This window comes from Cupriavidus sp. 207A1, from assembly GCF_057798955.1.
Genome location: NZ_JBYOJO010000008.1, coordinates 81,285 through 96,956, shown reverse-complemented (window position 1 = coordinate 96,956; position 15,672 = coordinate 81,285). Strand labels below are relative to the sequence as shown.

Below are 15,672 nucleotides of genomic sequence, written 5' to 3'. Positions count from 1 at the left end.
ACATCTTCCCACATGGTACGCCTTTGTGCGTTTGCCATAGACGTACGCTACGTTTGTAAGAACTCGTTTGTCCAAGCGCTGCCCCGTCAGGCAGACTGGACGCATGGACAAGACTCAAAGCCTCGCCAGTCAGTTGGCCACCTACGCTGCCGCCCTGAACTTGGCCGATGTTCCGAAGGAAGTTGTTACCCATGCCCGGCTGATGCTGGCGGACACAATCGCTGTGGCAATCGCCGCCGAGAAGGAAGGCGTCGTCGCAAAACTGCGAAGCTACGCCGCACAGAATGCGGGGCAAGCAGCCATTTGGAATACTAACCTGCGTACAAGCGCAGAAACCGCAGCCCTCGTGAATGGCGCAATGGCGCACGCGTTGGACTATGACGACAACAATATGGCGATGATCGGCCATTCGTCTGCCCCTGTGGTGCCAGCCATTCTCGCGCTCGCTGACGAAAAGCCTTACTCCCTGGCGAATATCCTGACCGCCTACATTGTTGGCGTTCAAATTGAAAGCGTGCTGGGACGAATCGCTGGCCTGGAACACAACGCCCGTGGCTGGCATACGACGGCGACGCTAGGCACTTTCGGCGCCGCAGCCGCCTGCGCCAGCTTGCTCAAACTCGACCAGGCCGCGACGCAAGACGCTTTGGGCATTGCCGCATCCCTCGCCAGCGGCATCCGTCAGAACTTCCCAAGCATGACGAAGGCAGTACACGCCGGCACCGCAGCGAAGAACGGCGTAACCGCGGCGAAACTGGCAGCTGCGGGCATCACTGCTGCAGAAGACGCGATCTACGGAGCGGAGGGATTTCTTCCTTTGTTCTCGGGAGTCCGGGTTGGCGATGACGCTTCGTACCAACTCATCCAGTTTGATGTCTGCGAATCTTTCCCGAAACTCTACCCGACCTGCTCCATGGTGCACCAAGCCCTCGATGTCCTGCTAGGCGGAATTGCATCCGGTGAAGTGGATCCCGCGGAAGTCGAACGTATCGAGTGCCAAGCGAGTTACCACGCTCTCAACATCATGAGATATCCCGACCCGCGCAGCATTCCTCAGGCACGATTCAGCATCGAGTACTGCTTGGCTGTGGCCCTTCTAGAAGGAAAAGTTACAAATGAATGGTTTGCGGCCGACCGGATCCATGACAGCCGTATTCGACAAGCCATGAGTCGAATTCACGTCAGCATTGCTCCTGACCAAGCCGACAAGGAATCCTTTGAGCGTCTGTATGTCGCAGGCAAAGCCTTTACTCGAGTTGAAGTTCGACACAAAAATGGCCAAGCTTTCGCCGGAGAGGCCGCCATTCAGAAGGGCCACCCAAAGAACCCCATCAGCGTTGCAGAGTTCCGGTCCAAGTTCCTGGATTGCGTCTCGCCCGTCAAGGGTAACGAGGCCGCTGAAGGCCTGTGGTCAGCGCTAGTCGAAGATGACGTTGACAATCAATTCTGCCCGCAAGAAGCCCTAAGCGCTTAAGTCGTGGTGGGCCCTCGTCTGCTGCCCTTTACCTAAGTCAGCCGCTCCGCACCAACGCCGTGCTTGGTCCCGGAGCCGCCTTAGCTAGCAGCCCCAAGGCCACCACAGCAAAATTTGAAAGCGCAGTCTTATTCTTTTACGATGCCTGCAGACGCTATGACGGCCTGCCATTTCTTGACTTCCTTCGCGAGATAGGCATCTGGTGCTTCTTTACTCGAGTAGACGGATACGCCGGACTTCTCGAGCCCGGCCCGCAACTCTGGACGCTTGAGTGCTGCCGTCAAGCTTGTCCGCAGGCGGGACACCACGTCGGCGGGAGTCTTCGCCGGGACGGCGAACCCGGACGGGAACGTGGCTTCATACCCCGGAACCTGTTCGCCGATGGCCGGAACATCCGGAATCAGACTGAGCCGGCTCGTACCCGTGACGCCGATAAGTCGAATCCTGGAATCCTCTTTGTACGCCAGCGCCTCGGTAACGCCGAGGAGTCGCGCCTGCACCACGCCAGCCATCAAGTCGGTCGTGCCTTGAGTACTTTGGCGGTACGGGACGTGCACCATGTCGATGCCCGCCTTCGTCTTCAGATACTCCATCGTGAGATGGCTTGAAGACCCCGACCCGGCAGATGCGAAGTTGATAGCCTTAGGGTGGGCTTTGGCGTATGCAAGGAATTCCTTCAAATTCGAAACCGGCACTGTACGGCTCGCGCACAGGATGCCAGGTTCCGTAGTAGCCACGCCGACCAACTGGAGGTCGCTCTGGGCGTCGAAGCCGGGGGCCTTATACAAATAGCTGTTCAAACCTCCGATGGTTCCAATGCCACCAGCAAGGATGACTGTGCCGTTGGGCGAGGCCGTGACTACATACTTAGCGGCAATATTGCCACCAGCACCCGGTCTGTTCTCGATCAGCACGGTTTGATCCAGCTCCCGCGACCAAGCTGCGGCCAACTGCCGAAAAATACCATCTGATTGTCCGCCTGCAGCAAAGCTGACCTGGAGCCTGAGCGGCTGATCCGGGAACGCGGCCCAAGCATTCCGCATGTCAAGTCCGGCAGCCAAAACGGCCAGCGAGAATTCACGTCTAGTAAGCATCCTGATTCCTTCGATAAGTTCAAAACAACTACAAACACTTTAATATCGAAGAAACCGTGGGGCGCGAAAAGCGGGCATTCGCAAAGCCAGCGTTCGACGCGCACAAACGCTCGCGCTTCGAACTGCGCTTCATCTGCCACTTTGAAGATGGGATGCCCAAACCCTTGGCGCCCGGAGAGGATAGCCGCCCATGGAAAAGTCCCGCGATCGAGCGATTCTCGCGGCGACGGCTGACTTTGTACTGCTTCGACGAATGGGATCAGCTCATCCAAGATGGCCGTTCCACCTTCTCCTTCGTGCCATCGATGTACCACGATTGCGGACCGAACGTAGGCATAATTGGCCACTGTTGGTGGGGATCTTCCCACGGTTGATTTCGCCATCTAGCGTAACGGCAGCACCGCCCTTGTTCAGCCAGCCCTACTCATTGTTTGCTGCTCCGTGAAGCAGGTAAGTTGCAGTGAATGGCCCAGGCGCATCGGCGTATCCGTCCGGGAGATACACCGTAAACGGAATATCTCGCCCCAACGTGTTCGAGTGAAACTTGTCTTGAAACGCCCCGCCGGCCCAAACCTGCCCGGCTGCCAGCGCTCCGACAGCCAGGGCAACACATTTACGAAGATTCATCGATCTCTTTCACTCTTCTGGTTTTCTTGAGGCTTCGTCCTGACTCGTTAGTCCAGGCTAACCTTTGCGGCTGCAATAACCTTGTGCCACGTTGCCAGGTCTGCCGACAGGGTCGACGCCAGCTCAGCTGGCGTGGAACTCTTGGGCTCCGCACCTTGAGCGCGCAGCTTCTCCGCCACCACTGGGTCACTTACAACTTCCTTCACTGCTTTTTCGAGCTTGCTACGAACGTCTGCCGGAGTCCCCTTCGGCAGGAAAACGGCAAACCAGGAATCAACAACCATTCCCGGATAACCTGCCTCTTTGGCCGTCGGCAGTTGCCGGAACACAGGCGATCGCACTGCGCCAGTCACCGCAATCGCGAGCAGTTTGCCAGCCTTAATAAACGGCAACGCAGTAGGAATTGTTGAGAACATCACCTGAACCTGGCCAGCCATCAAGTCGCTCAACGCCGGCGCGGCACCCTTATACGGTACGTGCGACATCTTCACGTTGGTCTGATTGGCCAGCATCTCGCCTGCGAGATGAAAAATACTGCCAGGACCTGCCGATCCGTAGTTCAGTTCATTCGGATGCGCCTTGGCATAGGCCACGAGTTCAGGAAGAGTCTTGATGGGCAGCGAAGGGTTCACGACCACAACGTTGTTAACGCGGGCGACCATTCCAACAGGGTCAAAGCTTTTGACCGGGTCCCAAGTGAGACTCTTATACAACGAGGGATTGACGGCATTGGTGCCGATGTAACCCATCAGCAAGGTGTAGCCGTCAGGCTTGGAATTGGCAACAAGGGCTGCCCCGATGTTACCGCCAGCGCCGCCTCGATTGTCGATAACGACCGGTTGTCCCAACTTCTTGCCAAGGCCCTCAGCTACGATGCGCCCTACGATATCGGTCGTACCGCCCGGTGTGAATGGTACGACGAGCGTAAGCGGCTTCGAGGGATACGTTTGAGCATGAACCGGCGACGCACCAATTCCGACCAGCGTGGCAGCAGCCACGACTATGCTTTTTCCCAACATCATGTGTCTCCCAACAGGTTTTTTTAGCGCGCTAGTTGCTAGCGTCACCACCTTCATTTTCCGCGCCGGTCCCGAACGTAGAAGGCAAGCAGCCAGTGAAGGTTTTCCGAAGTATGTCCACAACTGCCTACACGGCGGAAGTGAGAAGACACAAAGTCAGCGTTTGCAGCTGACGAACAATAAGGATGAAATGATAGCGGAATGCGCTGTAGAGCATGTTTTAGCGCACTTTAAGCGACGGACTTTTGCTGTTTCGCAACGCTGCTTAGGGAAAGCGCTGTCCCATTGCGAGTGCGAAATTCCGGAATCGAAGACCAGCGCCCCGGGGTACAAGGGACGCCGGAAGTGACAAGCATCTCTGCTCTTGGTTGCCGAAAAGAACAGTGGTATGAGTACAGGCGAACTGCTTCAGAAGGCACGCCAGAACCCGGTGCCATCGCGATATCCAGTAGCTTTCGCTGGTCTTCAGGCAACGATTCGCATGGGGCGTCTGCGCGGTCGCACAGGTCCTACCAGTTCCAGGACATGCTCGATGGTCGTGGAAGATGCGGAATTCTCCAAGGAACGCCAGATGCCCAGCTTCCCCGCACGCCTCGCGGCTGCAATTCGCACGCAATCGCGAAGCGAATGCGCTTCCAGTTACCGCAGTTATTTCTGGAGCTCCGAACCATCCCCTTGCGAGCGATCACCCGCGGAGGCAAGTTCGTTACCTTCTCGCCACGGAATCTGACTTCCCCGCCGTTCGGACGAATCAGGCCAGTGCAGATATTGATACAGGTAGTCTTACTGGCCCCGTGCTGTCCGATTACCGCCAGACGCTCGCCTTCTGTCAGCTCAAAATTGATATGGTCTGCTACCACTACCGCCCCGAAACAGGCGTGACAAGACCTTGGCTAATCGCGAAGATGGAGCCGGCCAGGCCGCACAGCGTCGCAGAAAGAACGTAGCCAAAGAGGAAAACGCGATAGGTGGAAATGCCAACGTACTCCAAGCGAGTTTCGTTCGTCTTGACCGCCGTCAGCGCTTCGCCTGCCGGTGACCGGTAGTAGCGGTAGCCCGACGCGATGCATCACTCGTGACCGAGGCAGCCAGTATGCCAGTCACGACTTCCAGCGGAAGCTGGCGCAATATGGCACGCGCTGCTCGATGAGCCGCAAAGGAAATTGTTGGGACACTCAGTCCAAAATACGCTTCGAACGTCGGACCGATCTGACCCGTGCTGGGATTGGCCGAGCTGCCATTTCGTTGAGCTGTCGATCGGGTTCCGGCGTTCCCGAGCATTGCCGGGCCCAACGTTTTTGACCTGATAGGAGCCTTGTCCTGCACCGTGAGTCTCCTGTCCTGCGAGTGGGGTTGGCGATGTGCCCACTACAACGGAAAACAGGCGTGGAACAAGACGAAGTAATTCTGGGTGTCGACACGCATCTGGATACGCATGTTGGGGCGGTGATCAGCGGCACGGGCAAGCTCCTCGGCACGCAGTCGGTCTCGGCCGACACCAATGGCTATCTCAATCTCTTCACCTAGGCGAACTCGTTGGGACGTTTGTGCCGCGCTGGAGTCGAAGGGACAGGAACTTACGGGGCTGGCCTAGTCCGCGTGCTACGCGATCATGACTCGAGGTACTGGCAGTCAATCGTCCCGACTGGGCGGCGCGCCGGTCTCGCGGGAAGTCTGATCCCACTGACGCGGAAAACGCCGCACGCGCAGTCCTCTCGGGGGAGGCAACGGCCCTTCCCAAGGCGCAGTCTGGAGCAGCCGAAGCGATGCATGCTGTCTCTGTTGCCCGGCGCAGTGCCGTAAAGGCGAAGACGCAGGCCATCAACCAGTCGCGGGCTTTGTTGGTCAGCGTACCTCAGAAAGTCCGTGAACGGCTTCTGAAAGAGAAGACGGCGGAATGCGTCGCGAGTTGCGCCCGTCTGCGCTCGTTAGGCGACACTCCATTGCTGCAAACCTTGACCTGCACCCTACGCCTGCTGGCCAAGCGCTGGCGGGGCTTGGCAGACGAACTGAGCACCCTCGACGGCATGCTTGATCGCCTGACCAGCCAGCATGCCAAGCGGCTTCGGGAGCGGTTTGGCGTAGGGCCTCAAACGGCGGCAGTGCTCGTTGCCGTTGCTGGTGACAACCCGGAGCGCCTGGAAAACGAAGCCGCACTGGCAGCGCTTTGTGGCACAAGTCCTCTGCAGGCTTCGTCCGGAAAAACGGTCCGGCATCGCTTGAACAGGGGCGGAGATCGGTCGGCAAATGACGCCTTGTGGACCATCGCCATGGTGCGAATGCGCAGCGATCCCAGGACACGGACATACGTCGAACGCCGGACCAAGGAAGGTATGTCGAAGAAGGAGATTCATCGCTGCCTCAAGCGCTATATCGTCAGGGAACTCTACCCCCTCATCTTGGCCGATCTGGCCAATTCGAGCCGCGCCGCTTGACATAGGAGCATCAACGCCCCAACGGAGAGCTTCTTCAATAGCCTGAAGAACGAGCGGGTACACGCCACGCGCTACCGAACGCACCAGGAAGCAATGGCGGACCTGTTCGAATACATCGAAGTGTTCTATAACCGCAGTCGCCGTCATTCATCGCTGGGCTTTGTATCGCCGGTTCAGTTCCTGGAAAACTGGCTCAAGGCTCAACAGACCGAGGATGCGGCTGCATAAGCTGCGGCCTCTGGAAGGCGGAAAACAGAGGGAAGCTCAACAACGAACGTCAGGAAACACACGCGACGTACGTTAATGCCGAGGGTCGTGGATACCTCACAATTGTGAGCCACTTGATTCGGGCGTAGCCGAGTTGGTAGTTTTCGTAAAGTGGGCGCCCCACTAACGTATCGTTGAGGCCCGTGTCGTACAACAACATGCCCTTCGGATGAACGACGAGGTAACAAGTTACCGGCATATTGATGTCCTTCACCTCTTCCCGCGTCAGTTATAGTACTCCGGCTTGTTGTAGACCAAAGTCACACAATCCAGCACATACAGCCTCGGCGCGTTGACCCTATCCACGCTTAGCGACAGGCAGACGCTCTTCCATAGAGAGTGGCGCTGCCAATCTGTGTAAGAAGAATAACTTAGAGGAGCACATTATGTCGGAAGTAAAGGTTCATTTCGGTAAGCTGGTCAGTTCGGTGGCGGTTGCCGGCAGTGTCTGGGGAGGCGCTGCAATCGCCGCGCCTGCAGCCGAATTACCTCCAGCGCCGAAGAGATCAGTCGTTACACTGATCCGCCGTTAGGCTATTCGAAGCTAGCCTGAGCTTGCATTGCAGGTTGACCGTCTGCGAGGGCCGTCCACAGCGAAAGAGTGTCTGCGTCCTGCCGGGCATTGACCGAAAGGCGCTCACCAAGGAAGCTCGGCTGCAGTCCTCGATATTCGAACCGCTTCAGCGCTTTGCCTGCTACCTCTTCTGCATAGTTCGCCAGCAGCGTGGCGTGCAGCGGGCCATGAATGACCAGATCCGGGTAGCCCTCAACCTCCCGGCAGTAGTCGGCGTCGTAGTGAATCCGATGACCGTTAAACGTGAGAGCTGAGTATCGGAACAGCGTCGTGGAAGTCGGCGCAAATGGACGGCTATGCGATGCCGCCGCCGGTGCGGCGAAAGCCTCCTTCTTAGCTCCAGGAGGAGTCGCTTCCTTGTAGACGATGTCGTGAATCTCGCTGATCGCCAGCTTGCCGTCCGAGCTCAACTCATGCAGAACGCTGACGAAGACCAAGTCCCCGCTGCGGCCTTGCTTGTGCTTGATGGAAACGACCTTGGACGTCTTCTCGACAACGCTGCCGATTCGCAGCGGCTCATGAAATTCAAGACGGCCGCCTGCCCACATCCGATTAGGCAGCGGTACGGGCGGCAGGAATCCGCCACGGGCGGAATGGCCATCCCGCCCGAGCGACTCGGGCGGTAGCCCCTCGAGGAAGTAGATCCAGTGCCACAGCGGCGGCAGCGGCGCACCATCAACAATTCCTTCGTTCGGAATGCCAACTGTAGCGGCCATCAGGCGAGCATGGCGAGCTGACAGGAGATCCCGGTCCTCCTGTTCTCTACCGATCCACTGCTCAAGGTGGGCCAAGTCAACCTGGGTCATGCTGTCTCCTTCAGGGCGGCGCCAAATTCAGCCGCAATACGAGTGGTATCACTGCCGAGCGCCGGTGCGCTCTCGAAAAACCCCTCGTCCCACGGGGTACGAACGGCTGGGGCAATCATAGAAAGCACCTCGTCCTTAACTGGCATGGGCCAGGTACGGAGCGCGGGATGCCTGCCAAACTCAGCGAGGCTACGCACTTGCCCAAACGCAGTCTGTGCTTCGGCCAGCCGCTTCAGAGCTTCCTCGGTCGTCAGAGCGCTGAACGCCTTGCCTATCGTGCTTTCCAGCAGATCGCGATTCTTGACGCGGGCGTTGTTGCTCGAGAACTCGGCGCTGGTGGCCAGCTCCGGCTGCTCGAGGAGGACCCGACAGAAGTTCGCCCACTCGCGCTCGTTCTGAATGCTGATGACAATTTCACCGCCGTCAGCCGTTGCGAAGGCACCGTAAGGGGCAATCGACGGGTGACGCAGACCCTGACGAGTCGGAGCGCCAGCCCCATAGGTTTCGTGCAGGTAAGGAATCGTCATCCAGTCCGCCGCTCCATCGAAGAGCGACACCTCGATTCCCAAGCCTTTTCCAGTACGGGCCCGCTGAGCGAGTGCACTGAGAACGCCGATAGTCGCGTTCATACCGGCGCCGATATCACAAATGGACACACCGATTCGGCCGTAGGCTTCCGGTGCACCGCTAACACCAGTCAGACCACTTTCGCACTGCACCAGCATGTCGTAGGCCTTCAGGTGGCTCACTTCCGGCGCGTCACCGTAGCCGCTGATGTCGCAAGTAATCAGGCGGGGATTGCGTTCGCGAAGAGAGGCACTGTCAAACCCCGCACGCTTAAGGGCGCCCGGTGCCAGGTTCTGGATAAAGATGTCCGCCTTGGCAACGATGTTGTTTAGCAGCGCCGCGTCTTCCGGCGTCTTGAAATCGAGGACGATCGACTCCTTGCCGCGGTTGGTCCACACGAAATACGACGACTCGCCATTCGCAGCGCTGTCATATCCGCGGGCGAAGTCGCCCTCTGGGCGCTCAACCTTGATGACACGGGCGCCCATCTCTGAGAGCCGATTAGTGCAGAGCGGTGCTGCCAGCGCCTGCTCTATTGCCACCACTAGCACGCCTTCCAGCGGCTTCGTCACTTTCTTGTCTATGTCCATTACTTAAGTTGGTCTACGTCAACGCTCCGCAGTATGGGCAACGGACCGCTCAGACGGAATTGGGAAGTAGCAAACTCAGCGTTCGATATCAACAAACGCAGTCCCCAAAAACTTGGGCAAAGTCGGTGTTTTCCTGAACAACACCGTTGCGAAACGGTACTACAATCGTGCAAGACTTTGTGAAAATGCAACGATGCTTCATTACGACCTAACTGACCTGCGGGTCTTCCTCGCGGTAGCAGAAGAAGGCAATCTCACGCGCGGCGCCGCCCGAGTACACCTGGCTCCCTCTTCCGTCAGTCTGCGAATCAAGGCACTGGAATACACCATTGGCGCGCCGCTCTTAACTCGCGAAGCACGGGGCGTCGGAATCACGCCGGCCGGGCAAGTTCTGCTCGAACACTGCCGTCGCTGTGTCGCTCATCTGGAGCAAATGCACGCCGACCTCTTACCGTTCAGCCAAGGGATGCCCAGCCACGTCACGCTGTTTGCCAACAACAACGCCATCAGTTCGTTCCTTCCAGATGACCTCTCCCAGTTTTTCCGGGCATACCCAAACGCACGGATCACCTTGGAAGAGCGCATGAGCCACGACATCATTGCGGCCGTCGCAGCAGGACGCGCGGACATTGGTATCGTTGCCGTGGAGGCTCCGCTGCATAACGACCTTGAGTTCATCCCCTATCGCGACGACGAACTAATCATCCTGGCGCCCCTCGGCAGCGAACTGTCCAAACAGGACTCGGCCCATTTTTCCGCCTGCCTGAAACAACCATTCATTAGCCTTCAGCACGGCGCGGCCCTGCACACCTTCCTCATGAACCACGCGGCCGCTCTCGGCGGGCGGCTTGACGTGCGGGTTCAGGTTTCGGGCTACCGAGCCATTGCCCGGCTCGTGGCCTCAGGCGCAGGCATCGGCGTTGTGCCCCGTTCGGCTATTCAGCAGGACGACCTGAGTGAGTTGGCGATAGTCACCATCGACGAGCCGTGGTCGATGCGTCATTTGCACATTTGCATTCGACGCAATCCCGCGGTTCCCAACCTCATCCGCAACTACCTGGTCGACACCTTGGCCAACGCCGAGAAAGCGTGATTCGGCTGCGATTCCAGCCGAATCACCTCGGGCTTACATCACAAAGACGCCCTTACGTCGATTCTTCGGTCGGCAACGAAATCGCTGCACTCCTCAATGCGGGCTCGCTGCACAACCGCGATAATGGTGAACCATCGCACGCTAACCAACGTAGGCTTGCTTCGGATTGACGTTGGTACCGACGGCAACCACGACGCCGCACGGCTCATGGGCTGCAATAACAATCTTTGCGCCGCCATGGCCGAAATTCTTTGGCCCCTCGCCAAACGGGGCGCGGTACACCTTCAAGTCGCTCCCGCACATTCCCGACGCTTTGATCTGCAGAACAACTTCGTATGGCCCTGGGGTCTGGTCATCGAATCGTTCCAGGGAAATTTTGTTGTCTCCAGCGAACACAATACCGAGCATGTGCGCTCCTGTAGTGATTATGGCTCTGACAAGAGCCGCGGTAGTGGGCGTGGTCAAACAGTGCAGCGATTCTCGCGGCAGCCCAACCTGTTGACAAACGCGCTGTTTGCACAGGCCATTGAATTCAATTCACAGATGAACCTCCATGGACCAAATCCCGCTCATTCAGCTAAGGAGCTTCGAGGCTGCAGCCAGGATGAAGTCGTTCACGGCAGCTGCCATTGACATTCACGTCGGCGATGAACTTCAGGAGTTTCGTAGCTCGGTCCCGACGTTGGCGGCAATTGAAAAGCTCCGGCGTGTTGTCGATGAACCGAGTCGTACAACGTCCCGAGCGGAATTCTCCGTGTCCAATAACGTTGTCCAAAAAAGCGAGGTTCGTGGCAACGCCACGCGCTAGATATGCCGTCAGCTTCCCGTGGTCCGGCGCGAAGCCGTTCTCCAGATCCTCCGTCGTGACTCGGCATTGCACTGCATGACCGCGAAGTTTGATGTCTTCCTGCTTCGGCACGATCGAGTCCGGACTCCCGATGACCTCGCCTTCAGTAACGCGAATCTGTGCCTTGACGATGTCCACGCCGGTGACCTCTTCAGTCACAGATGCTCCACCTGGATACGCGGGTTGACTTCGATGAAGTAAAAATCCTCCGTGTCACCGTCCATTAGCAACTCGACAGTGCCGGCGTGCGCGTACGAGTACCGCACGGGCGAGCTTCAGCGCCTCTCGCATAGCGCCCTGCGCCGGGCATCCTCCAGATACGGAGCCGGCGCACGCTCTACGACCTTCTGGTTGCGGCGCTGCACCGAACAATCGCGTTCGAAGAGGTGGACGATATTGCCGAGCATGTCTCCAAGTACTTGAACTTCGACATGCTTGGCACGGCCGACGAATTTCTCGAGGTAGACCTCATCGTTGCCGAAGGCTGCTTTCGCCTCGCGTCTCGCCGCTGCGACGGCGTCGGGAAGCTCCTCCTCTTTGTGGATAGCCCGCATTCCACGGCCACCGCCCCCCCAGCTCGCCTTGACCATGAGGCGATAGCCAATTTTGGCAGCCAGGGCCTTTGCTTCCCCAATGTCGGCGGGCAAGCCGCTAGTGGCGGGCACGACTGGAACACCAAGACGTTCCGCCAACCCTCGCGCTGCGACCTTGTCGCCAAGCTCGCGCATTACCTCGGGACTCGGACCGATGAAAGCGATCCTTTCCTCGGCACAACGCTCAGCGAAATCTGGGTTCTCCGAGAGGAATCCGTAGCCTGTGTGGATGGCGTCCATCCTTGCCTCCTTTGCGATGCGCAAGATATCCTCGATATCGAGGTAGGCGTCGACTGGCTTCATTCCCTGGCCAACCAAGTAACTTTCATCCGCTTTAAACCGGTGCTGCGCAAAGCGATCCTGATACGAGTAGATCGCGACCGTGCGGATGCCTAGGTCGCTGGCGGCACGCATGACGCGGATTGTAATCTCGCTCCGATTGGCAACGAGCAGGCTACGAATCTTGTTCATCTTTCGGGGGAGTCGTTATCGGATTTCGGCCTCAGTCGGCCGTGATGCCGGCTTGCCGGAGTAGCTCACTGGCTCCTGCAATAACCGGCGCATCGATCATCTCGCCGTCGAGCTTGAAAGCGCCCGGCGAAGTCTTTGCGCTAGTCACAACCCGCTCAGCCCAGGCAATCTGCTCGTCCGAAGGACGAAACGCCTTGTTAACCTCGTGGACTTGCGACGGATGAATGCAGAGCTTCGCGCCAAAGCCAAGGCGGCGGCCGCGAACACTGGCCCGCTGAAGTTCTTCGGCGTCATTAATGGTCACGGTCACGCCATCGACAGGCGCCCCGATGTTGGCAGCTTTCGACGCCAGAACAATCATCGACCGAAAGAACAGCAATTCTTGGTCGTCCCCTTCGATGCCAAACTCGGTGCGGAAGTCAACGGTTCCGAACACTAGACGTTCGACTCCTACCACCGATGCAATCTCATCGAGATTCTTCATACCCCGTGCAGTCTCAATCAGCGGCAGAACTTTGACGCCCGGAGGCAGGAGTTTGACGATTCGCTCGATGACTTCGGCACTTTCAGCCTTCGGGAGAATTACGCCCTGCAGGCCAGCTCTTCCGACCGCTTGTGCATCGTCCGTCCAGCGCGCCTTTGTTGAATTGATTCGAACCAGGCCGGAGCCGCCCCCTTCCAGATACGCTGATACCTGCTGGCGAGCGGCATCCTTATCGGACTCTGCTACTGCATCCTCCAAATCCAAAATGACCCTGTCAGCACCCGCCTGCTGGGCTTTTACAAAACGCTCCGGTCGATTACCGGGAACGAAGAGATAGGAGCGCGGGCTAACGGAGGCAGTCATGACGTCGGAGGGTTTTGTAATAGCAAACGCACCCGTCGTCCCAGACAAAGACTCCGAAAGCGAGGGAAGGCGGATTGAGTCTCGCAGCGCGTCTGCTTTTGGTAAATCAAGATTTGGCGAAAGAACCGTTAGGCTAAGCCGAACGCTAGATTCTCGAATCACGCAGCTCAGCGACGTTTACGCCACCTCTAGCTGATTGGTACAGTGACGAGGGAGGATTTCACATGCATTTCGACTTCGCCGACTTGAGGCTCTTTGCACGCATCGCCGAGGAGGAAAATCAAGATTTTGGGACTTGCACTGACATGGCCAGCAGAATCTGCGCCATTCCCTTGCCCAGCGCATAGCTCAATTGGTGCTTCTTTCCTGCTTCTATTAGTTCCGCCACCGTCTTGTAGGGACTCGGCGGAGGCACCACCAGCACAGCAGAACCCCGTGCCAGCCCCGCTATGGGGGCGAAATCAACCACCGGGTCATAGGGCAGCTTCCTGAACAGGTGTGGGTTAGCCGACTGGGTGGTGCTGGTCGTCACAAACAGCGTGTTATCGTCAGGTGCTGCCTTAGCTACAGCCAGTGCTGCGATAAAGCCATTTGCACCCGGTCTGTTAACAACGACTACTGACGTTCCTGGCCCTGTAGTCTGCATTGAGGCAGCCATCGCGCGGGCCACTTGGTCCGTACCTGAGCCGGCGGCAAACGGAACGACAAGTGTGATTCGTTTGCTGGGATAGTTATCAGCCCAAACCGGGGTGGTCAATGATCCCGCTTGTGGTGCGGTTTCAGGTATTCTGCGGAAATACTAGCAAGAGAAGAAGTAGAATAATCAGATGCAATCGATAAACAACATGGCATAGATGCGGACAAATCTGACCTTAAAGCAGCTGGAAGCCATACTTGCGATTGCGAAGCATGGCAATTTCACAACGGCGGCGGAACAGCTACATATTTCTCAACCAGCACTCAGCCGGATTGTGCGCCTTGCGGAGGAAAGCCTCGGAACGCGGGTCTTCGACCGCGACACCCGCAGCGTGACGCTAACCCCGGAGGGCGAGGAGTTGATTCCTATTGCCACGCGGGTATTGGATGAGTTCAATGAATCCACGGGAGAGCTGTACCAGTTCATGGAAGGTAAGCGGGGACGCGTACGGGTTTCTGCACTGCCGTCCATTGCCCAATACCTCCTCTTGGATTCCGTCAAGCGCTACCTCCCCGACTTTCCAGGAGTTGGGTTCACCCTGAGGGTAGATACAGCGGACCAAATCCTGGCTCTGCTGGAGCGCCGCGAAATTGATGTCGGGCTGGGCGTGCAACCACCGCCGGACGGTCGATTCAACTATCGCCACCTGTACGACGACCACTTCGTGCTAGTGTGTCCTCGAGATGACTCATTGAACGATCACACGACGCGAGAGCAGACGTTAAGCTGGCGGGTCTTCGCAAGCCGCCCATTCATCGCTGTTACACCCGGCACCAGTACCCGCGCCGCAACGGATGCTGCGTTTACAGAAGCCGGAGTTACGATCCGCCCAGTGCTAGAAGTTGCGAGCCTGGACTTGCAGTTGATCGGTGGACTGGTTGCCTCTGGTTTAGGCTTGACGGCTTTGCCTCGAAGTACCTTCGCCCATCTGGGACAATCGGGCTTAGCAGCGCGTTCCCTGAAGGATCCAGTCATGCAACGTCGCATTGGAATTTTAAGCCTAGCGGGGCGCAGCATGTCGACCGCCGTGGAGCGCTTTTGCTCATATGTTGTGCAAAACGCGCTTTCCCACGATGTTGGGAATTAGAGTCTGGACCGACGCACGTCAGCTACGTTTCGACGTGGCAAGGGTGGCTGTACGTCACATTTTTGATCGACATGTGCGCAGCCGAGACGGCACTTATGACAATGCCTTAGCTGAGACGCTTAACTGTTCACGCGTAGTTTAAGCAATGCGGCGATGAATCGGCTTATCCTGCCAAATGCGGCTATGTTTCGCCTCGCAGAAGCTGAGGCAAACTGCCGTCAGCTAAAAGCGCTTGTTAGACATCCCTTCTAAGGGCGGTTCACTTACCTAAGTACCTTCGCAGGATCTTCGCCATAGGGAGGGGCGTAAATCACCAGCAATTTGAGCACGCCGTGGATAACCTTGACGGAATGGAAGACACCCTCGGGGAAGAACAGTACATCGCCACAGAACACCTCATGTTCCGTACCGTCAATTGTGGCGACTCCAGATCCTTCTAGGATGTAAGCGGCCTGCTCCAGACCCGGGTGGGCATGCGGCAACGCACTCCCTCCGGCCGAGATTTCGCCAACCAACACTTCCAAGTGACGCGCGCCGGTATCGGGCCCAATTAGCCGAATGTTCGTTGTACCAAGATGGTTGGC

At 57.7% G+C, this 15,672-nt stretch carries 15 protein-coding genes and 3 pseudogenes; 5 read left to right on the top strand and 13 right to left on the bottom strand.

The window, feature by feature from the left end:
• Positions 1–103: 103 nt before the first annotated feature.
• Complete coding sequence (locus AC3FMM_RS16475) at positions 104–1,474, top strand: MmgE/PrpD family protein (RefSeq protein ID WP_488686991.1); 1,371 nt, start codon at positions 104–106, stop codon at positions 1,472–1,474.
• 128 nt (positions 1,475–1,602) lie between these two features.
• Here the strand turns inward: AC3FMM_RS16475 and AC3FMM_RS16470 are convergent, their stop codons facing one another.
• From AC3FMM_RS16470 to AC3FMM_RS16450, 5 genes are all read right to left on the bottom strand, one after another.
• Positions 1,603–2,388: a Bug family tripartite tricarboxylate transporter substrate binding protein gene (locus tag AC3FMM_RS16470; protein ID WP_488686990.1), complete on the bottom strand. Its 786-nt coding sequence runs from the start codon at positions 2,386–2,388 to the stop codon at positions 1,603–1,605.
• Positions 2,382–2,840 (bottom strand): hypothetical protein, encoded by a 459-nt coding sequence (locus tag AC3FMM_RS16465; RefSeq protein WP_488686989.1) that lies wholly within the window; start codon positions 2,838–2,840, stop codon positions 2,382–2,384. The genes AC3FMM_RS16470 and AC3FMM_RS16465 overlap by 7 nt, the downstream gene beginning before the upstream one ends.
• A 402-nt stretch (positions 2,841–3,242) precedes the next feature.
• Entirely contained in the window at positions 3,243–4,271 is a 1,029-nt protein-coding gene (locus tag AC3FMM_RS16460) for a Bug family tripartite tricarboxylate transporter substrate binding protein (protein ID WP_488686988.1), read from the bottom strand.
• A gap of 452 nt (positions 4,272–4,723) precedes the next feature.
• Positions 4,724–5,074: an ATP-binding cassette domain-containing protein gene (locus AC3FMM_RS16455; protein ID WP_488686987.1), complete on the bottom strand. Its 351-nt coding sequence runs from the start codon at positions 5,072–5,074 to the stop codon at positions 4,724–4,726.
• Positions 5,074–5,235: an ABC transporter permease subunit gene (locus AC3FMM_RS16450; RefSeq protein ID WP_488687160.1), complete on the bottom strand. Its 162-nt coding sequence runs from the start codon at positions 5,233–5,235 to the stop codon at positions 5,074–5,076. Before AC3FMM_RS16450 ends, AC3FMM_RS16455 begins: the two co-directional genes overlap by 1 nt.
• Positions 5,236–5,600: 365 nt before the next feature.
• Between AC3FMM_RS16450 and AC3FMM_RS16445 the strand changes: the two are divergent.
• Both AC3FMM_RS16445 and AC3FMM_RS16440 read left to right on the top strand, forming a co-directional pair.
• Positions 5,601–6,649, top strand: a pseudogene (locus AC3FMM_RS16445) (IS110 family RNA-guided transposase).
• Positions 6,650–6,661: 12 nt separating this feature from the next.
• Positions 6,662–6,877 (top strand): annotated as a pseudogene (locus AC3FMM_RS16440) (IS3 family transposase); the annotation flags it as partial.
• 573 nt (positions 6,878–7,450) lie between these two features.
• Here AC3FMM_RS16440 and AC3FMM_RS16435 read toward each other — a convergent pair.
• Positions 7,451–8,296 (bottom strand): HTD2 family dehydratase, encoded by an 846-nt coding sequence (locus tag AC3FMM_RS16435; RefSeq protein ID WP_488686986.1) that lies wholly within the window; start codon positions 8,294–8,296, stop codon positions 7,451–7,453.
• Entirely contained in the window at positions 8,293–9,453 is a 1,161-nt protein-coding gene (locus tag AC3FMM_RS16430) for a CaiB/BaiF CoA transferase family protein (protein ID WP_488686985.1), read from the bottom strand. Before AC3FMM_RS16430 ends, AC3FMM_RS16435 begins: the two co-directional genes overlap by 4 nt.
• A gap of 193 nt (positions 9,454–9,646) precedes the next feature.
• Here AC3FMM_RS16430 and AC3FMM_RS16425 point away from each other — a divergent pair, with 193 nt between their 5' ends.
• Positions 9,647–10,546, top strand: coding sequence for a LysR family transcriptional regulator (locus AC3FMM_RS16425; protein ID WP_488686984.1), 900 nt, complete (start codon positions 9,647–9,649; stop codon positions 10,544–10,546).
• Positions 10,547–10,687: 141 nt separating this feature from the next.
• Here the strand turns inward: AC3FMM_RS16425 and AC3FMM_RS16420 are convergent, their stop codons facing one another.
• From AC3FMM_RS16420 to AC3FMM_RS16400, 5 genes and pseudogenes are all read right to left on the bottom strand, one after another.
• Complete coding sequence (locus AC3FMM_RS16420; protein WP_488686983.1) at positions 10,688–10,954, bottom strand: alcohol dehydrogenase catalytic domain-containing protein; 267 nt, start codon at positions 10,952–10,954, stop codon at positions 10,688–10,690.
• A 169-nt stretch (positions 10,955–11,123) separates the two neighbouring features.
• Positions 11,124–11,552: a hypothetical protein gene (locus AC3FMM_RS16415; protein WP_488686982.1), complete on the bottom strand. Its 429-nt coding sequence runs from the start codon at positions 11,550–11,552 to the stop codon at positions 11,124–11,126.
• Positions 11,549–12,400, bottom strand: a pseudogene (locus AC3FMM_RS16410) (ATP-binding protein). The gene AC3FMM_RS16415 and the pseudogene AC3FMM_RS16410 overlap by 4 nt, the downstream one beginning before the upstream one ends.
• Positions 12,401–12,488: 88 nt before the next feature.
• Positions 12,489–13,304 (bottom strand): HpcH/HpaI aldolase/citrate lyase family protein, encoded by an 816-nt coding sequence (locus AC3FMM_RS16405; RefSeq protein ID WP_488686981.1) that lies wholly within the window; start codon positions 13,302–13,304, stop codon positions 12,489–12,491.
• Positions 13,305–13,584: 280 nt separating this feature from the next.
• A complete protein-coding gene (locus AC3FMM_RS16400; RefSeq protein WP_488686980.1) occupies positions 13,585–14,061 on the bottom strand; it encodes a Bug family tripartite tricarboxylate transporter substrate binding protein in 477 nt (158 codons plus the stop codon).
• A 97-nt stretch (positions 14,062–14,158) separates the two neighbouring features.
• Here AC3FMM_RS16400 and AC3FMM_RS16395 point away from each other — a divergent pair, with 97 nt between their 5' ends.
• Complete coding sequence (locus tag AC3FMM_RS16395; RefSeq protein WP_488686979.1) at positions 14,159–15,088, top strand: LysR family transcriptional regulator; 930 nt, start codon at positions 14,159–14,161, stop codon at positions 15,086–15,088.
• A 263-nt stretch (positions 15,089–15,351) separates the two neighbouring features.
• Here the strand turns inward: AC3FMM_RS16395 and AC3FMM_RS16390 are convergent, their stop codons facing one another.
• Positions 15,352–15,606, bottom strand: a complete 255-nt coding sequence (locus AC3FMM_RS16390) for a cupin domain-containing protein (protein WP_488687159.1) — start codon at positions 15,604–15,606, stop codon at positions 15,352–15,354.
• Between the last annotated feature and the right edge of the window lie 66 nt (positions 15,607–15,672).